Here is a 25,137-nt window from a genome sequence, read left to right as displayed (position 1 = left end):
TGAGATAATCTACTCATTTCTGTCATTTCGATCCCGAAGCCTTGGGATCGAAATGACAAAATAAAAACCTGAAACCTGAAACCTGAAACCTGAAACCTGAAACAAAAAAACTGAAAAATAAAAAACCACGAACTACATCACTGTAATTCGTGGTTAAAAAAAACTAAACTAACTCATATTTTGCTATCCAGAGTTTATTAGAATGAACCGCAGGTGTTACCAGAAAAAGTAGCACCAGCTCCAGCAGTAACATCAGCCTTAACAGCAGATGCTGCAAGCGTTACAATTGTATATGGAGGAGTAAAAGCGGTGTTGCTTCCTAATTGATTACCGCTTGTATTGGTAAAAAGATTTCCAACCGCGGTAACTGCTGTATAACCCGTCATTAAATCAATTGGTGTTTTTACACCTTCAAAAGAATTGTTTTCTACACGGATATTAGCTTCAAAACCAGCTGCAATACATTTATTGCTTACTGTACTATTAAAGTAATTGTTGATTAAATGCACTTGGCCAAAACGTACTCTTGGCATTCTTTCTTTACAGCCAGGAGCCCACCAGCAACGAGCAAAAGTTATTCTTAATTTTCCGCGATCTCCAGTTGCTCCATCGCTTGAACCAATTAAGTTCGAATATCTGTGATCATCAGAACCTCCAGAACCTCCAGCTTTCGGCGGTTTTAGATAGTGAAATTTAGAATAAGTAACCGAGATATAATCTGATTTGTTTTTGATGTCGAAGTTTCCGTCAACACCATCTCTAAATTCGCAGTGGTCGACCCATACATTTGTACATTCGTCCAGAATTGCATTATCCCAGCCGTCAGTATCATATGCGCCGGGACCTTCAAAAATAAGGTTTCTGATAATAATGTTTTTGCATCTTTTAATGTTGATGATTCCAGAAGCATCTTTTGTCTGATTAGTCGAAACTAATTTTGCGCCGCTTGTACCATAAATGGTTTTGCCAGTTTGATCTTGGAAAGACAATCTTGCTGTAATGGTGATTGTACCAGTTACTTTAATAACTTTTACAGAACTGCTCTCAATTGCTGCTTTTAATTGGGCGTAAGTTGTAACTGTTGTTTCAGCAGAAGTTCCTCCGCCAATTGTTCCGCCGTTTTGAGAAGCCCATCCCGGAACTTGAGCGCAGTTGCCCACTTTTGCAGTAATGCCAGTCGGAGTGGCCACATCAGTTTCGACAATTGCGCTTTCACTACTTGGTGAAGCAATTTCTTCCGTATTACAGCTTGTAAAGCTTAATACAAGTGCTAATAGTAACACTGACCATTTTGATGTAAATTTCATAATAAAGATTTGGGGTTTATAAATATTTAACAGTACAAATCTGCTTATAATAATTATTAAAAAAGTTGAACAAGTTCAATGTTTTACAAAAAAATTAGGATAAAATGTTTTTTTAACAATTGTTAAGTGACAAAAAAGCGTAAAAAAAGTATTTTTACGTAATCGATTACATCATTTTTAATTCATTCAACTACTTACGCCCCCGAGTAAGAATAAAACTAAAAACAAATGTACAAAGACCTCAGATTAAACATTGAACGAAAAATTAACCTAACAAATGAAGAATGGAAACACATTGTAGAGAAAGCAGAATTTATTAAGCTCAAAAAAAATGAGTTTCTGCAAATTCAAGACTCAAATAACTCTTACGAAGGATTTATTTTAAAGGGATCGTTTAAAACCTACATTCTAAACGATAACGGAACTGAAAGTGTGATTTTCTTCTCCTTTGAAAACGAATGGATGTGTGATCTCGAAAGTTTTTACCATCAAAAACTGACGACTTACAACATAAAAGCGTTAGAAGACAGTGAGATTTTAGTTATCAGCAAAACAAACAAAACGCTTTTGTTTGAGCAAGTGCCAAAGCTGATTCAGTTTCACATTATTATGGTTGAGAAAGCAAATGTTGCCATTCAGCAAAGACTTTTAGATGTATTAAACAAAAAATCGAAGCAAAGATATTTGGAATTCGTAGAACGTTATCCCAATAAAATTGACAAAATCAACAACAGAAATTTATCCTCATATCTGGGAGTGTCGCATGAATTTTTGTCAAAGATTAAAAAGAGTTTCTAAGTTTTTTAGTTTCTAAGTTTTTTTTATCTAAAGTAAAAATCTCTCAAAGACGCAGAGTCGCAAAGTTTAAATTTTCTTTTCGACTCTGTGTGTTTGAGAGATTAAAAACCCTTGCGACTTCTAGTAATTCTTCGTGTTCTTTGTGGTAAATCCCTTAAATTTTTTTCTCTAAAAAGACAAACTCCAAAGGCGAATCTGAAATATTAATATGAATGTCGCTTGAAGGAAAAGGTTCTCTTTGGCCAGTTTCTGCGTAACCGTGGCGTTTGTACCAAGCAATAAGTTCTGAACGAACCGAAACAACCGTCATAATAATACTCGACAATCCTAAAGCTTTAGCCTGATTTTCGGCTTCAGCCAACAGCTTTTTTCCGATACCACCATTTTGCAATTCAGTTGAAACAGTCAACATTCCCAAATACAATTGAGGCCCTTTTTCAACCAATAAAACCGAACCAATAATCTTGTCATTCTCCGTAAATTTCAGAATGGTATTTTTTGGATCCAGAAATATTTCGGTCATTTCGGGTTCGTCGGTTCTTTTTCCTTCCAGTAAATGTGCTTCGGTTGTCCAGCCTTTTTTAGAAGTTTCGCCTCTATAGGCTGAGTTGATCAATAGAGTCAAAGCAGGAATATCTGCTAATATTGCTTTTGAAATCATGAATTATAATAGTTGTAATTTAGCTTCTTTAGGATTAGAAACCAGCCTTAATATTTTGCAGGTTCGTTAGCTTTAGGTAATGATTGTTTGATGAATGTTCTGATGTCTTCATTTGCAGTTTCTAAGTCAGCTTTTCTTAAATACATCATATGACCACTTCTGTAGCCTTTCCATGACATTCTATCCGTTAATTTTCCGCTTGTATCCATTTGCCATAAATCGTATTTAGCGTTAAAGTAATCACAGGCTCCGTCATAATATCCTGATTGCACCATTACGTGTAAATACGGATTTTGTGCCATGGCTTGTCTTAAGTTTTCTCCTGTTTTATCATTAGTTCTGTCCCAAGGATGCACAGGGCCAAACATATTGTATTTAAAATCAGTTTTGTAGTTAAGATTATTACGTACATACATATTGATAGCAGGCGTAAACGAATGCAGCCAAGACGTAAGTTCGGCATTAAAATCAGGACTTTCGCCAGAGTCTTTGCGGTCAATTCCTTTATATCTTGAATCCAGTCTTCCTATTGTGTAGCCTTTATCTCTTAAGAGTTCTTTCCAAAAATAATCGTAAGGAAGGTCTAAATTGTTTTGCAGAATAACTTTCTCTGAAATACCAGAATAACGTGCTATTTTACTAGCAATTTCTTTTCTTTTTTGCTCGTCTAAAAATCCACCTTTGCTCAGCGCAGGAAGAAGTTCGTTTATGGTGAAATCTTCTACCTCAGGCAGCATATCGGTTAAATCTTTGTTTTGAAGATCAGGACTAAGCATTTTGTGATACCACGCAGTCGCTGCAAAATAAGGTAATTTAAGAGCGGCAGTAGAAACAACACCACGAGTTATTCCTAAATCAGTGGGAGATACCAAAATCACTCCGTTAAGATACATCCATTGATTGTTTTGTAATTGAAGCGCTAATCCGGAAACTCGAGTTGTTCCATAACTTTCACCTATTAGGTATTTAGGAGAAGCCCAACGATTGGTGCGGGTTACAAAACCATTGATCCAATCGGCTAAGTATTTAATGTCGGCATTTACGCCAAAGAATTTTGTAGTAGGGATTTCTTTGCTTGTAGGTCTTGAATAAGCCGTGTTTACAGGGTTTACAAAAACGATATCAGCAACATCTAAAATAGAATAAGGGTTTTCTTTTATTCCGTAAGGCTGCACAGGGTAGCCTTCATCATCAATATTTAACAAACTTGGTCCCGTATAAGCAATCTCCATCCAAACCGAAGCAGATCCAGGGCCGCCATTGAATGAAATAACTAAAGGACGTGAATCTCTATCTTTTACATCAGAACGCTCATAATACGTATAGAATAATCCGGCAATTGCTTTTCCGTCTTCGTCCCAAACTGGCATAGTACCTGTTGTTGCTTTATAAGCAACTTTCTGACCTTTTATTGTGGTTGTATGATTGGTGATGACTTGAGAATCTGGATTGAAAGTAAGGTTTGCAGGTGAATTTTCTTCCTTAGCAGGAGGAGTAGAGGCAGGTTTTGGTTTTGAATCCTGAGCATATGAAGTAAAAAATCCAGCTAAAACCAATAAGAGTAATGTTTTTTTCATAGAATTAGGGTGTGTTATAGAATTTCGATGCTCTAAATAGGTGATTATAATTAGAGTTTTTAAAGATATAAAAAAATACTAAGTGATGATTTTTAAGCGGAATAACTAAGAAAGTTTTTAACTGAGAAGTAGAAGAAGGAAAATGTGGACTTGCTACGATTTTATTTGTTTAAGAAGGAAGAAATAGTTTTTTGTTTTTGTTTTGCTAGCGTGAGCATCTATGATATCCAATTAATAACTTGGAATATTTTGTTTGACTTTTTCAAGTACTTGATTTTCTTTTTCAATCACCTTTTCAAAAGGAGATTTTTTTGGTAAATGATCGTTTTGATATTTTTCTATAAGAGGAAAGGTTAAAATAATTTTTAAAGCCGTATGATAGTTTGTTATTTCAGTTCTTCTTTTATTAATTGTTGTCACCAGATTCTCTACATCAGACTTCTTGCCATCATATTTAGTTGAACTATTTTTGATTAAGTTTAGAATTTTATTTTTCAAAATACTGTCTCTAATTCCTTCCGCATGACCTGTGGCAGATGTATAATAATTATCAGATTTACGATCATAATCATTAAAAATAGCGGTAGTGTCTCCTGGGTTTATTGAGTTCAATTCATCTTCTAAATTTTTCAGTTCCGGAGATTTATTTACAAGCTCCTGATATAAATCATCGACCAAATCATCTCCTTTTCTGAATCTGCCTATATCAATGCTTTTCTCTTGTAATGCCTTTGGTTCTTGATTATTACTATCGTTATTCTCGTTTTTTTGACAAGAGAAAAAAAGAGCGAATGAAAATAGTATTAATGATTTTTTCATGATTGAATTTTTAGGTTGAATTGAAACGAATCTACAAAAACTTACTGATTTTAAATAAATGTTTTTAAAGATAATTTTAAGGAAATATCTGAAAAAAAATAATGCAATTTGTATTGAACACAAAATGCAATTGCTGCCGCAAGCGAGGAAACTATAGAGCTTCTAAATTTGAGTTGCCTCCAGCTTTAGCTGGAGAACAAAATTGCAATACTTAGAAATGGCTTTAGCCTAATCTTTAACTTTTTGGCTAAAGCCGATTGAATGTCCATAAAAAAACTCCAGCTAAAGCTGGAGGCTATTGAATATTTTTAAATGTAGTTTAATTATTGTTTGCACGATCTCTTGCTAGTTTCATTTGCTAGCGCGAGCGTCCCGCTCGTGCATGTTCCAATTGGTTTTTGAATTTCTTTGTGGACGCTCGCTCTCGGTTTTTTTTATTTAAGATTAAGGTCTTTGTACAAAACATCAGTTACTTTTTTAATTTCAACAGCCATTTCCAAATAAGGGTTTATATTTTCAAATTCCTCTTCTTTAAAATTGCAATAGAAATTAATCTTAGTAACTAAATCCATAACTGCTTTAACGCTTTCTTTATGTAGATATACAGTGTTGCGTACAAGAGCATTATTTAATAAAGTAAGAGTTTCAACTGTTCCTTTTGCGTCTGAACTTCTTTCAAGAAATGGATTATTGTAGATTTTTTGTTCTAATTCAAATCTATAATCAATAAGTATCTTGTTTAGTTCATTGAACGCTCGAGTTTTATTTTGATATAGAATTTCTATTCGCTTTGATCGATTTGAAAGCTTATGAGTTACATAACCAACTATTATTCCGCTAAGAATTGGCGAAAGTACGGCAAGCCATTTGAAAAGTTCTATATTGCTCATTAGATTGGTTTTAACGAATTTAACAATAAGCCTTATGCTTTTTTATTAAATGTGAAATTTAATCTCAATTGGTTTTGAGTTTCGTTGTGTTCACGAGCGGGACGCTCGCGCTAGCGGGGGAATGTTCCAATGAAGAATTTTTACTAGTACTAATTTATTTATCATTAGAATTTTCTCCATTAGATTTCAAAGATTTGAATAGATCTGTAATTTTGTCATTCTCACTTAATGGTTTATTTAGTGATTTGGTAGCTTTAGTCACTTCTTCTGATGTATTAAAGATTCGGTTATTATATTTTACTTTTTGACGATAATAATTTAGATATACATCATCAGAATAACTATCATAATACTCATCTTGTTTTTGTTCTAATTTTTTGATTATTTCTTTAACTTCTTCTCTATCGTTATATGTGTCAAAACCAAAATCATATTCTATTGTATTAAGATCATTAAGTATGTTTTGGATATTAGAAATTTCTTCGCTTTCAGATGCTGTTTGTCTAAGTCCAGATACAACATTATAATATATATCATATATAGCATCCTTATTGTTCTCTCTAAATAATTCAAATTCATTAGTAAAAGTTGTTTCAAGATATGATAAAGAACTTAAATCTTCAAAGTCCCAAATACTATCTATTATGTTAGATAATATCTTTTTTACATCAAAATTTTCCTCATCTGCAAAGTGACATACGAGGTAAGAAAACTCATTAACAGATCTGTTTGTTATTTCTTCTGAATAACAGATTTTAGCAAATTCTTGTTGAATAAAGTCAGTTCCTAAACCATTTTGCTTAAAAAACAGATAGACCAAATGAAGTTTTTTAATTCTATTATCTGTAACAGTGAAATAGCTTGGAGGGTTAGTTATAAATTCAAGATTATCAAAATTTTGTATAATAATTTGCTTAATTAATTTTAGTTGCTCACTATGTATTTTAATTTTTAAATTAGAGTTGATTTCGCTTTCAGTTGTTAAAATATCCAAGGAAGGTTTTACATATTGGATGGCATTAATTAAATAATTTTTGGAAATAGAATCCTTATTTATATAACTCACTAAAAAATCTTGAATAGATGGATTCAGGTACTCAATTATCAAAGTTCCGTCATGTCTATTATTAATTTGAATCATTGAATTTTCTAATTCTTTTAATGATGCTTTATATGTATAATTATTAATCTGGTTAGGAAGTAAATTCCGTGTTTCATAAATTTTTGTCTGCTTAAATAGTTGGTCATAACTTAGTTCTCTCCCAGATATTAATAGAGAATTTAGAATTGTTCTTGATATTTCAGTGATTTGATTCTCATATACATGCTCCCAAATCAAAAAAGGAGAATTAAACAATTTAATTAATTCGCTTGGAAATTCAATAGTAGTCGATTTTTTCCAGAATTTATGATTTGTAAAAGCTTCAATTATACGAGGATTGTAGTTCTGGTGATTTATAATTTTAAATAAAAGATTTTGTTTTATTATTTCGTCAACATATTCAAAAGGAACATCATTGTACAATAGATGATTATATAAAATTTGAGCTTTAACTAATTTAGAATATTTAGTAATATCAAGTACACATTTGGATAAGTCCTGATTCAAAACATCAAATTTCTGCTGTGCTTGATTTAGGATGTATTCTCTAGTAGTAAAGATTAAAAATTTATTATTGGACTTTTGGATCTTATTTATAAACTGTACAATTTTTTTTTCATCATTTAGCGCAATTGAATTTTGGAGAAAATTTCTACCTAAGAAATCATCAAACAAAAAGATTTGATTTTTATTTTCATTATAGAGTTTAAAAGCATCATCAATACTGTCTGATAGAAATACAAATTCATTACCGGGTTTGCTTAGAAAGCTAAAGACTAGCATTTCGGCTAAAGTTGTTTTACCAATACCAGGAGTACCGGATATTATTACATATTTATTTTGATTAATTATATCAGAGGCTTCATTAAAACTGTCATTTTGAACATATACTTTAATTTTTTCAATAATTTCTTCTTTAGAAAAGTTAGTACGATTAACTATTTGATTATTGAAAATTTCATTTAAAATATCAATACTTGAAAGCCATAATTTAAAATGGTTTTTTTCTACTGAAGGAAATTTATTTAGTAAATTATTAAAATCTTCTTTACCAAAAATATCCTCATCATATTTTATAAAGGTATCGAATAGTTTTTTAATTTTAACTTTGTGAGCTGGAGATAGAGAAACACTTGTAGCTAAAATATATCTTTCAGGCTTTAATTTTTTGACTTTGTCTACTTCTTTTTTAAGATTTGTAAATAAGTTATTGAAATTTTTGTATCTCTTTGCTTGTATTATCAATAGTTTTCCTTTCGAATATCTTAGATCAATTCCCTGGTCAGCTCCCTCTCCAAAAGATTCCAGAAAGATATCAAGATGTAATTGTAATAAGTCCCGTGTTAGAAGTTCGAATTCATATGGAGAGAGAATATTAAAATCGTAGTTTTTCATCGTTAAATTGGCTATTGGAATTAGATAATTATCAAACTTAGCAATTTCTCTTACATTATACTAATCTAAATCTATAAATGAAAACCACAAATTCCAAGAAAATGGATTCTTTTAATTTGTGGTTTTAAAATTTTATAAGGGATAAAAACTTATCCCAAAAACGCCTTCAACTCCTCATAACTTCCAATCTTAACACTAACCTTATTCTCATGCAAAACACTCTCAATTTGTTCCGGAATCGGAAGCGTAATTCCTAAAGCAGGTTCAACAACATCTAAGAATTTAATAGGATGTGCCGTTTCTAAGAACACACCAATCGCATTCTCGTGTTTTTGCAATTCTTTTTTCAAGCCTAAATAACCAACAGCTCCGTGTGGCTCTGCGACATATCCATTAGTGTTATAAATTTTCTTTAGAGCATCAAGCGTTTGTTCGTCGGTATAGCTATAAGAAGAAAAGTCTTTTTCGAAGGCTTTTAAATCATTATTGTACAATTCCTGAATCCTGATAAAGTTGCTTGGGTTTCCAACATCCATAGCGTTAGAGATTGTCGCTTTAGAAGGTTTCGGGTCGTATTTTCCGTTCTCTAAGAATCTTGGCACCGTGTCGTTTACGTTTGTAGACGCTACAAAATGTTCGATTGGCAAACCTAATTTCTTTGCCATAATTCCGGCGCAGATATTCCCGAAGTTTCCGCTAGGGCAAGAGAAAATTAATGGTTTGTTTTGCTTTTTTAGCGCTTTATAAGCAAAGAAGAAATAGAACATCTGCGGTAGCCAACGCGCAATATTAATAGAATTCGCCGAAGTCAGGTTTTTATGCGTCAAACTTTCATCTAAAAACGCTTTTTTGACCATATCCTGGCAATCGTCAAAAACGCCGTCAACTTCAAGGGCTTTAATGTTTTTTCCTAAAGTGGTCAATTGCTTTTCCTGAATATCGCTTACTTTTCCTGACGGATATAAAATCACAACATCAACACCGTCAACGCCAAGGAATCCGCTGGCAACTGCGCCGCCCGTATCTCCAGAAGTGGCTACCAAAACGGTATTTTTGCTATCTTTTTTGTCTTTATTAAAATACGCCAGACAACGTGACATAAATCGCGCTCCAACGTCTTTAAATGCCATTGTCGGACCGTGAAATAATTCTAACGAATAAATTCCGTTTTCAACTTCCACAACCGGGAAATCAAAACTTAAAGTCTCGGCAATAATTTCTCTTAAATGCGCCTCCGGAATTTCATCTCCAACAAATTGCTGCATGACATCAAAAGCAATATCGTTGTTGCTCAGATTTTCGATTACATTAAAAAATACCGGATTTAAAGGCGTAATATTTTCTGGAAAATATAATCCTTTATCGCTTGCTAATCCCTGTATTACAGCTTCTTTAAACGAAACCGTTGGTGCATTATGGTTTAAACTGTAGTATTTCATTTGATTTTTATTTGAACACGAATTTCACTGATTGTCACTAATTCTTTGTCTTTAAATTATTGCACAAAATTCGTGATAATTCGTGTTATAATATTCTTACTCCATCCGGATTGATTTTTGAAACGTGAATTTCATACGGCAAATTCATATTTTCGTACACTTCGCTCATGGCTTTTGCGATTTTATCTGCGGTTTCTTTTCCCCTGCTTAAAGCAAAAATCGACGGACCAGAACCTGAAATTCCAGAACCTAAAGCACCGTTTTCAAGAGCCGTTTGTTTGATTAAATCAAAACCCGGAATCAAAACACTTCTTAAAGGCTCAACGATTTCGTCATGAAGCGATCTTCCAATCAAATCGTAATCTTTTGTGTATAAACCTGCTATAAGTCCGCCCACATTTCCCCATTGCATAATAGCGCTTTTTAAGGAAACCGTTTGTTTTAAAACCGAACGTGCATCAGAGGTTTTTAACTCAATTTGCGGATGAACAACCGTTGCAAATAATTCTTCCGGACTGTCAATTCTGATAATATCAAGCGGCGCATAACTTCTTACTAAAGTAAAGCCACCCAAAAGGGCAGGAGCAACGTTGTCTGCATGCGCGTTGCCGCTGGCTAATTTCTCGCCCTGCATGGCAAATTGCACCAAATCTTTACGAGAATAGGGTCTGCCTAATAATTCATTAATTCCGAAAACCGCTCCCGCAGAACTGGCAGCACTGCTTCCGATTCCGCTTCCGGCTTTAATATTTTTATAGATTTCAATTTCGAATCCAAAATCCAGTTCGTCTAGAGTTTCAAGCATTGCCAAAGCCGCAACTCCAGAAACATTTTTCTCTGTTTCCAAAGGTAAATCGGCACCCACAATTTTTGTAATTCGAACCCCTTTTTGATCGACTTTTCGAACAATCATTTCATCGCCCGCATTGTCTAAGCAAAGTCCGAGTACGTCAAATCCGCACGAGAGGTTTGCGATAGTTGCTGGGCAAAATAGTTTTATTTCCATTTTTTTTTGGTTTTTGCCACGAAGGCACAAAGTCACAAAGTTTTTATTTTTTTTTGCCACGAAGGCACTAAGGCGCTAAGTTTTTATTACTAAGAATTTAAGTTTCTGAGCTTAAAAAACTTAAAAACTTAGCGCCTTAGTGCCTTAGCGGCTAAACATTTCCAATACGAATAACGTCAGCAAAAATTCCTGATGCTGTAACCGCAGCTCCGGCACCGGCTCCTTTTATCAATAAAGGCTGATCTACGTAACGATCGGTGTAGAAAAGAACGATATTGTCTTTTCCTTCCAAATTGTAAAAAGGATGATCTTTCGGGATAAATTGCAGGCCAACGCTTGCTTTTCCGTTTTCGAATTGTGCTACATATTTCAATCTTGATTCTTTGGCTAAGGCTTCTTCATATATTTTTTCAAAATGTGGAGCATGTTTGATTAACGAAGCAAAAAAGTCTTCATTATTTGTTGTTTCCAAACATTCTGCTGGTAAAAATGATTCGTTTGCAATAGCGTCAATATCCATTTCATAACCGCTTTCGCGAATCAAAATCAGGATTTTACGCGCCACGTCGATACCGCTTAAGTCAATTTTTGGGTCAGGTTCTGTGAAACCCTGAACTCCGGCTTCTTTAACCACATCGTGAAAAGAATTGTTTTTATCGAAATTGTTGAAAATGAAGTTCAAACTTCCTGATAAAACCGCCTGAATTTTGTGCACTTTGTCGCCAGAAGCAATTAAGTTTTTTACAGTATCAATAATGGGCAATCCCGCACCAACATTCGTTTCAAACAAAAACGGAGCATTGTATTGTCGAGATAAACTTTTTAGTTTTTTATAATTGTCATAAGCAGATGAACAGGCAATTTTGTTGCAGGTTACAACCGCAATACTTTGTTTTAAGAATTTTTCGTACGTTTCAGAAACGCTTGCATTTGCTGTAATATCTACAAAAATACTGTTGCGTAAATTCAGTTCTTTGGCACGGGCAATGAATTCAGTCTCAACGGCAGCGTCTGCTTTGTCTAAAATCGATTTCCAGTCTTTTAAGGAAATTCCATCTTCATCAAAAACCATTTTTCTTGAATTTGATAAAGCGATAACACGAACATTAATTTTTAAGTTCTCTTTTAAAAACTTTCTTTGATTGTGAATTTGTTCGATGAATTTTTCTCCCACATTTCCAACACCCATTACAAATAAATTCAGCTGTTTTGTGTTTTCTTCGAAAAAATTCTCATGCAAGGTATTCAACGCTTTTTTAACATCTCTTTCGTTAATTACAGTCGAAATATTACGTTCAGATGCACCTTGCGCAATCGCACGAATGTTTACGTTGTTTTTTCCTAAAGTGCTGAACATTCTTCCGCTTAAACCTTGGTGGTTTTTCATGTTTTCACCAACCAAAGCGATAATGCAAAGGTCTTTTTCTACAATACAAGGATCGATTTTGTTTTGCAAAATCTCCACTTCAAAAGCTTTGTTGATTGCTGCTTCGGCATTATCAGCGTCAGAGTTTAAAATTCCGATACAAATAGAATGCTCAGAAGAAGCCTGAGTAATAAAAATCACGTTGATTTTTTCTTGAGACAATACTTCAAACAAACGTCTTGATGAACCTGCAACTCCAATCATTCCTGGACCTTCTAGTGTTACAAGTGAAATATTATCAATATGGCTGATTCCTTTTACAACTGTATCTTTTGATGATACTTGGCTAGAAATCAAAGTTCCTTCCGCTTCTGGTTCAAAAGTATTTTTGATCAGAATTGGAATGTTTTTTCTTAAAACGGGCTGAATTGTTGGCGGATATAACACTTTAGCACCAAAATGCGACAATTCCATCGCTTCTTGATAAGAGATATTCGCAATTGGCTGTGCTTGTTTTACGATTTTTGGGTTTGCAGTAAACATTCCGTTTACATCTGTCCAAATTTCTAATTGAGATGCATCAAGCGCTCCAGCAATAATAGCTGCAGTATAATCAGAGCCGCCACGGCCTAAAGTTGTTGTAATTCCGTCAAGTGTTAAGGCAATAAATCCTGGTAAAATATTGATTTTTGATTCATTTTCAGCAAAATATTCTTGAATCAATTGGTTCGAAATTTCAAAATTCACAACTGCTTTTCCAAAGTTGCTGTTGGTTTTAATCAATTCGCGGCTGTCTTTATAAACAGCACTTTTATCGATTTGCTGATACGCCTGTGCAATGATATAAGACGAAAGCAATTCGCCAAAACTCAAAATTGTATCTTCAGTTCTAGGAGATAATTCTCCTAATAAAAAACAGCCGTCTAATAAAGTTTCAAGATGATTAATGATTCTTTTTATGTGGCTTAATAAACTGCTTTGCTCGCTGACAGGAATAAGTTCTTTAAGAGTGTCCAGGTGTTTTTTCTCTATTTCGGCAACAATATCTCTAAAACTTTCGTCATTTGCCGCCGCTTTTGCCGCTGCAGATTGCAGTAAATCTGTTACTTTGCTTAGTGCTGAAACAACAACTGCTAAATTATCTTCTTTAGATTTTTGATTTATAATTTCGAGAACGAGTTTTATATTTTGAGCATTGGCAACCGAAGTTCCGCCAAATTTTAATACTTTCATTTTTGATATTTTTAATAAGGTGCAAAGATTTTAAGTAACAAACGTTCAAAGGTTATCTAGTATGAACTGAAACTGAAAACTGCGACTATTTTTTTGTTTTTTGTGAATGTTTTTCATGTATCCAATACCTTTCTTCTTTCAAGAAAAAAGTATAAATAACCCAGGTTTATATGTAGAAATGTATACCCCTAAGGGGTAGTAGTTGTTGTAGTAGAAATAATTGCAACAGCAATTGCAACTCTAGTTTGAGTTGTCATTGTAGATTGATATTTTGCGCTGTTGCTATTCATTTTGATTTTTCAAAAGTACAGTTTTTTATAAAAGTTAAAAACCTTTATTTTCTTTTTGCGAATATTTTAATAATTCAATTTTGAATAAATTAATATTGAGTTTTCATCAGCTTTAAATCTGTTAAATTGATGTATTCGTATATTTAGAACTCTTTTTATTGAGATTGATGCAGGTTAATAAGCTGATTTTTAATAAAAGTATTACAGAAACAGTTCAGAAGTCTATTTAATTACTAGGAAATAGTTTTTTTTGATTCTGTTGATTTAATCAATGTGTAAAAAAAATATAAAGAGCCTATTCTGTATGATTAGTATTGTGAAATAAATAAAAGTACGGAATTTGAATTTGCCAAATTTTAATTATTATAAACAAATGTTGCTTTTTAATATTGATTTGCTGAATTTTGATGCCTTAAAATAAAAATGACATGAGAGAAATCCATTATATAAGTACTGAAACCTTAAGTTTAGAAGCTTTACAAGAAATTATTGTCAATCAAAAGACACTTGAATTATCGGAAGAAGCGAAAGTAAATGTTCAGAAATGCCGTGATTATTTAGATAAAAAAATGGCCTCGCATTCTGAGCCTATTTACGGAATCAATACAGGATTTGGATCACTTTGTAATGTAAAAATCTCAAATGAAAATTTATCAAAACTTCAGGAAAACCTTGTGAAATCGCACGCGTGCGGAACAGGGGAAGAGGTTCCTGCAGAAATTGTAAAGCTGATGCTTTTGCTTAAAATTCAATCTTTAAGCTACGGGCATTCAGGAATTCAATTACAAACATTAGATCGTTTGGTAGATTTTTACAACCATGATATTCTACCTATTATATATACGCAGGGTTCACTGGGAGCTTCAGGAGATTTAGCGCCGTTAGCACATTTATCTTTACCTTTATTAGGAGAAGGCGAAGTGCTTTTTGAAGGAAAAAAAAGGGCTTCTGCCGAAGTGTTAAAGCACTTTAACTGGGAGCCAATTGTATTACAGTCGAAGGAAGGTTTGGCTTTGTTAAACGGAACCCAGTTTATGAGTGCTTATGGAGCTCACATTTTATTAAAGGCTTACAAATATTCATATTTAGCTGATTTAATCGGAACAATTTCTCTTGAAGGTTTTGATGGAAGAATCGAGCCTTTTAACGAATTGATTCATTTTATTCGTCCTCATAAAGGACAAATAATTACCGCACAGCGTATAAATGAGTTTTTAGAAGGAAGTGAAATTATAGAGCAGGAGAAAAAACACGTTCAGGATCCTTATTCTTTCCGTTGCATGCCACAGGTTCACGGCGCTTCAAAAGATGCGATTGATTACGTTCGAAAAGTGTTTAAAACTGAAATTAACTCTGTTACAGATAATCCAAATATATTTATAGAAGCCGATCAGATTATTTCTGGTGGAAATTTCCATGGCCAGCCTTTGGCGTTAGCCTTAGACTTTATGGCAATTGCTTTAGCTGAATTAGGTAGTATTTCTGAAAGAAGAACCTATCAATTGATTTCAGGATTGCGAAATCTCCCTGCATTTTTAGTTGATAATCCAGGTTTGAATTCAGGATTTATGATTCCACAATATACTGCAGCAAGTATTGCAAGTCAAAATAAGCAATTAGCAACGCCATCAAGTGTTGACAGTATTGTTTCTAGCAACGGTCAGGAAGATCATGTAAGTATGGGCGCAAACGGTGCAACAAAAGCATTGCGCGTAATGGATAATTTGGAGCGTATTTTAGCAATTGAATTAATGAACGCTTCGCAGGCGATTGCTTATAGAGAACCTTTAAAATCAAGCGATTTCATCGAAATGTTTTTAAGCAGTTACAGAGAAGTTGTGCCTCTTGTTAAGGAAGATAGAATCTTACATTATGATATTGAAAAGACCGTATCATTCTTGGATAGTTTCCAAATTGAAAACGATTTGTTAACAATGGCTTAACATTGCAAAGTATTAATGAAGTAATTTTGCACTATCAAAAATATAAAAATGTCAATAAACAGTATTTTCCAATTTTTAGTGCCGAAAGACAAGAAATTCTTTCCACTTTTTGAAGAGGCTTCAAGCAATTTAATTGAATTAGCTTCTAACTTACACGAAGCTGTAAACCTTCCATTAAAAGAAAGAGAAGTTCTTTTTCAAAAAATTGACGAATTAGAGCAAAAAGGAGAAGACATTACACGTCAAACCAATCTAGAATTGAGCAGAAACTTTATTACTCCATTTGATAGAGAGGATATTCATACTTTAATTACTTCTATTGATAACGTTGCAGATTACCTTCATGGTGCAGCGAGCAGAATGAGATTGTATCAAGTTGATAAGATTACAAAATCTATCAGAAAGATGACAGAAATCAACCTTGAAGCTTGTCAAAACATTGACAGTGCGGTAAAAGAGTTGAGCAACTTAAAAAACATGAATGTTATTAAAGATGCTTGTGCTAGAATTAATAAATTAGAGAACAAGTCGGATAACGTTTATAATAAAGCAGTTTTTGAAATTTTTGAAAACGAAACAGACGCTAAAAATATTATTAAATATAAAGAAGTGTTATCTGTTTTAGAATCAGCAACAGACAAATGTAAGAGTGTTGCGAACATACTAGAATCTATTTCTGTAAAACATTCTTAATTCAATTTATTTCATTCTGAAGTTATAATTTTATGACGCTACTTATAATTATTATAGTATTAGCTTTAATTTTTGATTACATCAATGGTTTTCATGATGCGGCAAATGCTATAGCGACTGTTGTTGCTACAAAGGTTCTAACGCCTTTTCAGGCCGTTCTTTGGGCAGCATTTTTTAACTTTTTAGCTTATTGGGTTTTCGGATTTGGTGTTGCAGATACTGTTGCTAAGACAGCGCACACCATGGAGATTAACCTAGTAGTAATTCTAGCTGGTGTTATTGCAGCAATTTGTTGGAATTTATTGACTTGGTGGTTAGGAATTCCTTCAAGTTCATCTCATACCCTTATTGGTGGTTTTGCGGGAGCAGCGGTTGCTCACGCGATAGCCGTACACGGTTTCTCAGGTTATATTGGCGAAGATGGAGCTACACATTATTGGTACGAAATTGTAAGCTGGTATAAGGCAGGAAAAGATGGCGGAATGCCTTCCGGGGTTCTTATTATAATCGCTTTTATTGTTTTAGCGCCATTATTGGGTGCATTTGCTTCTTATTTAATTTCGATTTGGTTATTAAATGCTTCTCGTAAAAGTATTTGGCCTAAAATATTTACAGTCGCTTTAATGATTGCTACAGTTTGGCTGGTTAGCAGATTAATGGTGCCTTATGCAGAAATTGACAAACCTAGATTCGAATCACATTTTTGGAGCGTAGCTTTCGATCCGCATAATATTAAATGGTTTTTAGTTGCTTTTATTATCTTGACAGTAAGTGCTTTTTGTTTAATATTCAGTAGTTTGAATCTTCATCAGGCAGATGCTGCTTTGAAAAAAATGCAATTGCTATCTTCTGCAGCTTTTAGTTTAGGGCACGGAGGAAATGATTCACAAAAAGTAATGGGTATTATTGCAGCTGCTGTAGCTGTATTTATTCATACAAACCCAGGTGTTCATATGGATTCTTGGTTAGACGTTGTATTGCCAAATGATGACTTAGGAATAAAAGGAGTAATGCCAGGATGGATTCCGTTAGCCTGTTATTCTGCTATTGCTGCAGGAACTTTGAGCGGTGGTTGGAAAATTGTTAAAACAATGGGTTCTAAAATCACAAAAGTAACTTCATTTGAAGGTGTGGCTGCTGAAACTGCTGGTGCTTTAACACTTTATTTCACAGAACATTTAAAAATTCCAGTAAGTACTACACATACAATTACAGGTTCTATTATCGGGGTTGGATTAACAAAACGTGTTTCTGCAGTTCGCTGGGGAGTAACCGTAAGTTTGATCTGGGCTTGGATATTAACGATTCCGATTTCAGCTATTTTGGCAGGATTGGTTTATTTTATACTAAGCGTGTTTATTTAATAAAATGATTTTTGGGAAATGTGAGATGTAAATCACATTTTATCTACATATTTTAAAGCCGATTTCAAATTGAAATCGGCTTTTTTATTATAGTTTTTTATGATTTTTATTCTTTAGAAAATAAAAATTCTTTTCCTCCTTGTTTTAAAATCATTTCTTTTTTACCAGCATTAAACTCTAGTACAACTCCGGCTGCATCAAATTTGAATATGTTAACAGCAGTCGCTTCTAAAGGAAAAGAAGGTTGTCCTGTAGCCTTTGCAATTAGTGTGTTGTCTTTTTTTGAAATGCTTATTTTTAATGGAATCTGCGAACTTCCGTATGTTCCAGAGTACAAATCCAAAGTTTCTGGAGTAACTGCAACATTGCTAAAAGTTGGCATGCTAAAAGGTTTATGAAAATAAGAACTCAAGGCGCATAATAAAATGTTGTTATTGTCGTAACCCATTCCGTTTGAAGTAATAGACAACGCTAATTTTTCTTCTGGAAAATAACCCAAAATAGCCCTAAATCCGTCGATTGAGCCATTATGTCCGTAGCTTTTTCTTTCGAAATAAGGAAATTCTAAAATTCCCATCCCATATTTGCCTTTTATGGTTTTCATTTCATTAAGGTGTTCCATAGAAACAACTTTTCCGGCAAAAAGACTTTCGATAAAAAAGTTCAAATCTGTTGGATTAGAAACAATTGCTCCAGCTCCAAGCGGAATTGACATATCGGTTTCACTTTCTTTTTCCCATTTTCCGGCCAAAGTATAAGAGTAGGATTCGTTATTTTCAATGCTTATTTTCCCACCCAAATACGTGTTTTTCAATTTTAGAGGTTTAATAATCTTCTGATTTAAAATTTCAGCGTACGATTTCTTGTAAACATCTTCGAGAATAAACGATAATAAAACATAGTTAGAATTACTGTATTGACTTTTTGTGTCAGGTTCAAAAACAATTTCTCCTGCAGCAATTTTTTCTGTCATTTTAGCTCGTGATTGCGGCTGTGTATTCCATTTCAAGTAATCCGGATCATTTGTAAAATCATGAATCCCACTTCTATGATTTAATAAATTACTGATTGTAATAGTTTTGGCATTTTTTATTGTTGGAAAATACTTGTCGATAGTTTGATTCAAATTGATTTTGTTCTCTTCGACCGCTTTAAAAATAAGAGAAGCCGTAAATGTTTTAGAAATTGAACCAATTCTGTACTTCGTGTTTATGCTTGACTTTTTTGAAGTAGCAATATCATCAAATCCAATTGATCTGGAGTAGATTGTTTTTCCATTTTCAGAAATTGCAATACTCCCCATGTATTTGTTGTTTTTTTCTAAAAGAAGAAACAAACTATCCATTCTTTTGGCATTGAAAGTTTGAGCAAAAGCACTTGTAATAACAAGTGTAAATAAGCAGGTAATAATTTTTTTCATAATAGCGTTTTTTGATTGATTGATTTTTTGAGCTTTAGTAATAGCGTGATAAGAAAATAAAATAATACGATTGACAGTAACATTACCGGAATAAACCAATTGCCTAGGACTTCATAAGTTTGGCTTTTGATTTGATCTTCGGGATTGATGAGTCCCAATACGAAAACAGAAAAAGAGTCTTTTTTCATATACAGCCCAACAAGTGATGGATTGAAAATTTTAGCGAAAATCAGGAAAACAAAACCAAATAGAAAAAGATATAAAACAAAGAAAAAGATATACGAAATACCGTTTGTGAAGTTCAATATCAAAGCTTTAAACACATGAACAGGGTTAAAAGTTTTTGTCGCCTGTTCCAGTTTTTTATCTGCAACGAGTGGTTTTAAAACCTCTTCTGGCACGCCTAATTTTTCTATTATGTCTAAAAGGGCGTCAATTTCATTTGCTTCTTTTTTATACTGAATGGCTTCAAAAATATGACTGTTGAATTCCATATAAATGTCATCTTGATTGATTTTTGACAAAGAAGCTGTGGCTTTTTTGACGCGCTTCATGTAGTCTGAATAAATTCTTTGTGAAGCTTTTTGTTCGAATTTAATGTCTTCTATTTTCATTGAATGATTTTTTTGATTGATTTTTCTAGGTTTTCCCAATAGATATTCATCTCACTTAAAGTTTTTATCCCAGCGTCAGTTAATGAATAATATTTTCTTGGAATTCCAGTTTCCTGTTCTACCCATTTTGAATCTACCAATTCTTCTGTTTTTAACCGGTTCATTAACGGATAAAGTGTTCCTTCAGCAATTTCTATTTCGGTATGTTTTCTTATTTGTTCGATAAGTTCATAACCATAGTACTCATTATTTTTGAGTACGTTCAGAATAATAAAAGTCAATGTTCCTTTCTTTACCTGCGATTTCCAATTTGCTACAAATGTTTCGTTCATTCTGCTAATGTATAACAAAATACATAGTATAACAAAGTATATAGCTAAGTTTTTAACATAAAATAATTAACTATTTGATTTTTAAGCGCTTATTGTTTTTTACTTTCTAAAATTCTTATGATTGTGCTTGCGCTTATAATGCGTTTGCTTTAATTGCTTTTTATCTTCTGAAATTACGCTTATAGTACCGTCAATTTCCAGCATACAAAGCTTTACATCGGTAAAATGCTCTAAACCATGTTCACGCATTGCTTCTTTAAGTTCATCGTTAGAAATGTCTAATTTGCTTAAGGCATCAAAATCTAATTTTCCGTCGTGAATTAAAATTTCTGGTTTGTCTAAAAGTAAATCGTTTAGGATTTTGTATTTATGGGTTAATTTTTTGATAACAAAATTAATCACAAATAAAACCAAAGCCGCAACCAAACCTCCCCATAAGCTAGTGTCTGGGCCAACCATCGCGTTTTGGACCGAATTACTAATTAATAAAATAAGAATAATGTCGGCAGTATTTAATTGCGAAAGTTCTTTTTTACCAAAGATTCGTAATGCAATTGTCATGAAAAAATAAACCGCAGCACTTCTTAAAACAATATCTAAATAAGGGAAAAGCATAATTTTTTATTCTAAAGTTAAAAAAAAACTTTGTCAAAGGTTTAAACTTTGACAAAGCTGCTAAAATAATTTTATGATATGAAGTTTAGATGAGTTTAAAATTTTTCTCAATCGCTTTAATCATTTCTCCTGCTACATCTTTATTCGTTGCTCCTTCAATTCCTTCAAGACCTGGAGAAGAGTTTACTTCTAATAATAACGGACCTTTTGAAGAACGGATAATATCAACCCCGGCAACTTTTAAATCCATTGCCTTTGCTGCTTTTATGGCAATTTTTTTCTCTTCGGCAGTTACCTTAATTACCGATGCAGTTCCCCCTAGATGAATATTAGCTCTAAATTCGCCCGGCATTGCTTCACGCTGAATGGCTGCGACAACCTTTCCATCAATTACAAAACAACGGATATCTTTTCCATTTGCTTCTTTAATAAATTCTTGAACTAAAATATTGGCATTTAAACTTTTAAAAGCATTGATAACACTTTCAGCAGCTTTTTTAGTTTCGGCTAAAACAACTCCTTTTCCTTGCGTTCCTTCCAATAACTTTACGATTAAAGGAGAACCTCCAACCATTTTAATTAAATTGTCAGTATCTAAAGGTGAATTGGCAAAACCAGTTGTTGGAATATCTATACCGCTGTTTAAAAGCAATTGCAGTGAATATAATTTATCTCGCGATTGTGTAATGGCAGTAGCTGAATTTAAAACAAATACCTTCAAAGCTTCAAATTGACGCGTTAAAGCACAGCCGTAAAAAGTAATGCTTGGTCGAATTCTCGGAATAATAGCATCAAACTGATTTAATATTTTTCCGCCTCTATAATGAATCTCTGGAGTTTTGGCATCGAGTTTCATGTAACATTCTTTAATATTCAAAAAATGCATTTCATGACCACGCATTTCACCAGCTTCCATGATCCTTTTGTTACTGTATAATTCTGGATTACTCGCCAAAAGTCCGATTCGCAAACCAGAGGTTGCTTTTTCGGAATTTTGATATAATTCTTTTAAAGTTTCAGTAGACGGCTGTCCTAAAAGATATTTTTCTTCAGGATCCACTAAAACACGTCCGCTCATGGCTTCACGGCCTAAAAGCATGCGGAAACCCATTGAATCTCGGTTTGTTAAAGTCATTTCTATTGGCCATTTTACATCGCCAATTTTTAGGTTTGTCTGAATAACATATCGATGTTCTCTAAAACCACTTGAGCTTTTTACAATTCGTTTATCAACCAGCGGTGCTTCGCAATGAATGATAGTTTTGGTATTATTCTGAATTGGATTAATATCAAATTTCACCCAATTGGCATCATTTTTTATAAAAGGAGCTATGTTTATGGCGTGCATTGCCGAAGTTTTAGCACCTGAATCCACACGAGCTTTGATTGTAGGGATTCCTAGTTCTGGAAATGAGCACCATTCTTCACTGCCTAAAATGACTTTGTTTTGAAGCATACTTTGTTTTTATGTTATAGAATTGAAATTCAAAAATAGCTATTTGCTTTTACTAAAGATAGTAAATTACCTAAAAAAAATACCCGTTATGTTATGAAAACGTAACGGGTAAATTATTTTTGTTATAAATTTAAACTAATTTATTGATTAGTCGGTTCTTCTGCTTTGTGAATTTCTACTGAAAGTTCTTGAGAGTCATCTTTCAAATCCATTAAGATTTCATCACCTGAATGTATTTTAGAAGTAATGATTTCTTCAGCTAACAAATCTTCAACATACTTCTGAATTGCTCTTTTTAGAGGTCTTGCACCAAATTGTCTGTCGAAGCCTTTTTCAGCAATAAATGCTTTTGCTTTGTCTGTAAGATTCAGTTTGTAACCTAATTCAGCAATACGAGAGTATAGTTTTGCAAGTTCAATATCAATAATCAAATCAATATCTTCTTTTTCTAATGCGTTAAATACAATTACATCATCAATTCTGTTTAAGAATTCAGGAGCGAAGGTTTTTTTCAATGCATTTTCGATAATGCTTTTTGAGTTTTCATCGGCTTGAGCCACTTTTGCAGCAGTTCCAAATCCAACACCTTGTCCGAAATCTTTTAATTGGCGTGCACCAACGTTAGATGTCATGATAATGATAGTGTTTTTAAAGTCAATTTTACGGCCTAAACTATCTGTCAAATATCCGTCATCTAAAACCTGAAGCATCATATTAAACACATCTGGATGCGCTTTTTCGATCTCATCTAAAAGAACAACACAATATGGTTTTCTACGAACTTTTTCAGTCAATTGTCCACCTTCTTCATAACCAACGTATCCTGGAGGCGCTCCAACTAAACGAGAGATCGCAAATTTCTCCATGTATTCGCTCATGTCAATACGAACTAATGCATCTTCAGAATCAAATAATTCTTTTGCTAATACTTTTGCTAGCTGTGTTTTACCAACACCAGTCTGACCTAAGAAAATAAACGAACCAATTGGTTTGTTCGGATCTTTAAGTCCGGCTCTGTTACGTTGAATAGAACGAGCAATTTTTAATACAGCATCATTTTGACCAATTACTTTATTCTGAATCAATTCAGGCAATTTGGCTAATTTATTGCTTTCTGTCTGTGCAATTCTGTTTACAGGAATTCCAGTCATCATCGAAACAACATCAGCCACGTTATCTTCTGTAACTTCAATTCTGTTGTTTTTAGAATCTTCTTCCCATTGTTCTTGCGCAACGGCTAGATCTTTTTCGATACGTTTTTCATCATCGCGAAGTTTGGCTGCTTCTTCATATTTTTGTTTTTTAACAACCATATTTTTGTTTTCACGCACTTCTTCTAACTGACGTTCTAAATCTAAAATTTGTTTCGGAACATCAATATTCGTAATGTGTACGCGCGAACCAGCTTCGTCAAGGGCATCAATCGCTTTGTCTGGTAAAAAACGCTCAGACATATATCTGTTTGTTAATTTCACACAAGCTTCAATTGCTTCTTGAGTGTATGTTACGTTGTGGTGATCTTCGTATTTGTCTTTAATGTTGTTCAAAATAGCAATCGTTTCTTCAACAGAAGTTGGTTCTACAATTACTTTTTGGAAACGTCTTTCTAAAGCCCCATCTTTCTCAATATATTGTCTGTATTCATCAAGAGTTGTAGCTCCAATACATTGGATTTCGCCTCTTGCTAAAGCAGGTTTAAACATGTTTGAAGCATCAAGAGAACCTGTTGCGCCGCCAGCACCTACAATAGTGTGAATTTCATCAATAAAAAGAATGATATCATCATTTTTTTCGAGCTCGTTCATTACGGCTTTCATTCTTTCTTCAAACTGTCCTCTATATTTTGTTCCGGCAACTAAACTTGCCAGATCAAGAGTTACAACACGTTTGTTGAAAAGAATACGTGATACTTTCTTTTGGATAATTCTAAGAGCAAGTCCCTCTGCAATAGCAGACTTACCAACTCCAGGCTCTCCAATTAAAAGTGGGTTGTTCTTTTTTCTACGGCTTAGAATTTGAGAAACACGTTCAATTTCTTTCTCTCTTCCTACAACCGGATCTAGTTTTCCTTCTTCTGCCATTTCTGTTAAATCTCTCCCAAAATTATCTAAAACTGGAGTCTTAGATTTTTTGTTTGACTTATTGGCTGGATTGTTGAAACTACTTTCTTTAAGACTGTCATCTTGTCCTGAATCGTCATTATACGATTCGTTTCTTGGCAAGTTTTCTAAGAATTCTTCTTCGTTTGGAGTCATATTTAAATATTGTTCTTTAGCTATGTCATAATCTATTTTTAGCTTATTCAATAGCTTGGTTGTTGGATCGTTTTCGTTTCGTAAGATGCATAAAAGCAAGTGTGCCGTGCTAATCGACGAGCTCTGAAATACTTTTGCCTCTAAAAAAGTGGTCTTCAAGGCTCTTTCCGCCTGACGCGTAAGATGAAGATTCTTCTTTTCGGCATTTACTTCAACGCTCTGGTTGGCTGGACTCAGTATTTCTACCTTCCTGCGTAAATGGTCTAAATCGACTGCTAGGTTATTAAGTATATGAATAGCTTTTCCGTTACCATCTCTTAAAATGCCTAGCATTAGATGTTCAGTACCAATAAAGTCGTGTCCTAAACGAAGGGCTTCTTCCTTACTGTATGTAATAACATCTTTTACTCTTGGTGAAAAATTATCATCCATAATATATAATTGGTATTGTAAATTTAGTGAATTACAGTTTGAAAAACAAAAACCGTACCCTTCGAGAACTCCTGTCAGCTAATTGACAAAAAAAATAACAATAAAAGCGTTAAAAAACGCTTAATTTATT

General features: G+C 33.5%; 19 protein-coding genes. 4 read left to right on the top strand and 15 right to left on the bottom strand.

From position 1 onward, the window contains the following. Positions 1 to 197: 197 nt before the first annotated feature. Positions 198 to 1,307 carry a polysaccharide lyase family 1 protein gene (locus IRZ83_RS03175; RefSeq protein WP_194566793.1) on the bottom strand — a complete coding sequence of 370 codons (1,110 nt, stop codon included), beginning with the start codon at positions 1,305 to 1,307 and terminating at the stop codon, positions 198 to 200. Positions 1,308 to 1,535: 228 nt separating this feature from the next. On the opposite strand from IRZ83_RS03175, the gene IRZ83_RS03170 reads away from it, so the two are divergent. After that, the gene (locus IRZ83_RS03170) at positions 1,536 to 2,105 is read left to right on the top strand and encodes a Crp/Fnr family transcriptional regulator (protein ID WP_194566791.1); all 570 of its coding nucleotides are present in this window, start codon (positions 1,536 to 1,538) and stop codon (positions 2,103 to 2,105) included. Between the two features lie 154 nt (positions 2,106 to 2,259). On the opposite strand, the gene IRZ83_RS03165 is transcribed toward IRZ83_RS03170, so the two are convergent. The 8 genes from IRZ83_RS03165 to thrA all read right to left on the bottom strand — a co-directional run bounded on the left by IRZ83_RS03165 (position 2,260) and on the right by thrA (position 13,593). Next, positions 2,260 to 2,766 (bottom strand): GNAT family N-acetyltransferase, encoded by a 507-nt coding sequence (locus tag IRZ83_RS03165; RefSeq protein ID WP_194566789.1) that lies wholly within the window; start codon positions 2,764 to 2,766, stop codon positions 2,260 to 2,262. A gap of 47 nt (positions 2,767 to 2,813) precedes the next feature. After that, the gene (locus IRZ83_RS03160; protein ID WP_194566787.1) at positions 2,814 to 4,343 is read right to left on the bottom strand and encodes a S10 family peptidase; all 1,530 of its coding nucleotides are present in this window, start codon (positions 4,341 to 4,343) and stop codon (positions 2,814 to 2,816) included. Between the two features lie 231 nt (positions 4,344 to 4,574). Next, positions 4,575 to 5,162, bottom strand: a complete 588-nt coding sequence (locus IRZ83_RS03155) for a hypothetical protein (RefSeq protein ID WP_194566785.1) — start codon at positions 5,160 to 5,162, stop codon at positions 4,575 to 4,577. A 434-nt stretch (positions 5,163 to 5,596) separates the two neighbouring features. After that, on the bottom strand, positions 5,597 to 6,052 hold the full coding sequence (locus tag IRZ83_RS03150; RefSeq protein WP_194566783.1) for a hypothetical protein: 456 nt from the start codon (positions 6,050 to 6,052) through the stop codon (positions 5,597 to 5,599). A 154-nt stretch (positions 6,053 to 6,206) separates the two neighbouring features. Beyond that, on the bottom strand, positions 6,207 to 8,549 hold the full coding sequence (locus tag IRZ83_RS03145; protein WP_194566781.1) for a restriction endonuclease: 2,343 nt from the start codon (positions 8,547 to 8,549) through the stop codon (positions 6,207 to 6,209). A 149-nt stretch (positions 8,550 to 8,698) separates the two neighbouring features. Then, complete coding sequence (gene thrC / locus IRZ83_RS03140) at positions 8,699 to 9,988, bottom strand: threonine synthase (RefSeq protein ID WP_194566779.1); 1,290 nt, start codon at positions 9,986 to 9,988, stop codon at positions 8,699 to 8,701. Positions 9,989 to 10,073: 85 nt separating this feature from the next. Next, the gene (locus IRZ83_RS03135; protein ID WP_194566777.1) at positions 10,074 to 10,994 is read right to left on the bottom strand and encodes a homoserine kinase; all 921 of its coding nucleotides are present in this window, start codon (positions 10,992 to 10,994) and stop codon (positions 10,074 to 10,076) included. 151 nt (positions 10,995 to 11,145) lie between these two features. Continuing rightward, entirely contained in the window at positions 11,146 to 13,593 is a 2,448-nt protein-coding gene (gene thrA, locus IRZ83_RS03130) for a bifunctional aspartate kinase/homoserine dehydrogenase I (RefSeq protein WP_194566775.1), read from the bottom strand. 718 nt (positions 13,594 to 14,311) lie between these two features. Between thrA and hutH the strand changes: the two genes are divergently transcribed. Genes hutH through IRZ83_RS03115 form a run of 3 tightly spaced genes read left to right on the top strand, consistent with a single transcriptional unit; the run spans position 14,312 to position 17,883 of the window. Continuing rightward, positions 14,312 to 15,826 carry a histidine ammonia-lyase gene (gene hutH, locus IRZ83_RS03125; protein ID WP_029269363.1) on the top strand — a complete coding sequence of 505 codons (1,515 nt, stop codon included), beginning with the start codon at positions 14,312 to 14,314 and terminating at the stop codon, positions 15,824 to 15,826. A 48-nt stretch (positions 15,827 to 15,874) separates the two neighbouring features. Continuing rightward, a complete protein-coding gene (locus IRZ83_RS03120) occupies positions 15,875 to 16,519 on the top strand; it encodes a DUF47 domain-containing protein (protein WP_029269365.1) in 645 nt (214 codons plus the stop codon). Between the two features lie 32 nt (positions 16,520 to 16,551). Further along, on the top strand, positions 16,552 to 17,883 hold the full coding sequence (locus IRZ83_RS03115) for an inorganic phosphate transporter (RefSeq protein WP_029269367.1): 1,332 nt from the start codon (positions 16,552 to 16,554) through the stop codon (positions 17,881 to 17,883). A 106-nt stretch (positions 17,884 to 17,989) separates the two neighbouring features. Here the strand turns inward: IRZ83_RS03115 and IRZ83_RS03110 are convergent, their stop codons facing one another. The 6 genes from IRZ83_RS03110 to IRZ83_RS03085 all read right to left on the bottom strand — a co-directional run bounded on the left by IRZ83_RS03110 (position 17,990) and on the right by IRZ83_RS03085 (position 25,007). Then, positions 17,990 to 19,303 (bottom strand): serine hydrolase domain-containing protein, encoded by a 1,314-nt coding sequence (locus tag IRZ83_RS03110; protein WP_194566773.1) that lies wholly within the window; start codon positions 19,301 to 19,303, stop codon positions 17,990 to 17,992. Beyond that, a complete protein-coding gene (locus IRZ83_RS03105; protein WP_194566771.1) occupies positions 19,300 to 19,917 on the bottom strand; it encodes a hypothetical protein in 618 nt (205 codons plus the stop codon). The genes IRZ83_RS03110 and IRZ83_RS03105 overlap by 4 nt, the downstream gene beginning before the upstream one ends. After that, a complete protein-coding gene (locus tag IRZ83_RS03100; protein ID WP_029269381.1) occupies positions 19,914 to 20,249 on the bottom strand; it encodes a PadR family transcriptional regulator in 336 nt (111 codons plus the stop codon). The genes IRZ83_RS03105 and IRZ83_RS03100 overlap by 4 nt, the downstream gene beginning before the upstream one ends. Positions 20,250 to 20,348: 99 nt before the next feature. After that, entirely contained in the window at positions 20,349 to 20,864 is a 516-nt protein-coding gene (locus IRZ83_RS03095; RefSeq protein ID WP_029269382.1) for a DUF421 domain-containing protein, read from the bottom strand. 85 nt (positions 20,865 to 20,949) lie between these two features. Next, positions 20,950 to 22,320 carry a 30S ribosomal protein S6--L-glutamate ligase gene (rimK, locus tag IRZ83_RS03090; RefSeq protein WP_029269384.1) on the bottom strand — a complete coding sequence of 457 codons (1,371 nt, stop codon included), beginning with the start codon at positions 22,318 to 22,320 and terminating at the stop codon, positions 20,950 to 20,952. A 140-nt stretch (positions 22,321 to 22,460) separates the two neighbouring features. Continuing rightward, positions 22,461 to 25,007: an ATP-dependent Clp protease ATP-binding subunit gene (locus tag IRZ83_RS03085; RefSeq protein ID WP_029269386.1), complete on the bottom strand. Its 2,547-nt coding sequence runs from the start codon at positions 25,005 to 25,007 to the stop codon at positions 22,461 to 22,463. Positions 25,008 to 25,137: the final 130 nt, after the last annotated feature.

Origin of the sequence: Flavobacterium sp. JLP (genome assembly GCF_015350755.1) — a bacterium.
In the GTDB taxonomy this organism is placed as follows: Bacteria; Bacteroidota; Bacteroidia; order Flavobacteriales; family Flavobacteriaceae; genus Flavobacterium.
The sequence above is the reverse complement of the archived record's forward strand: the minus strand, read 5'-3'. Positions and strand labels throughout refer to the sequence as shown.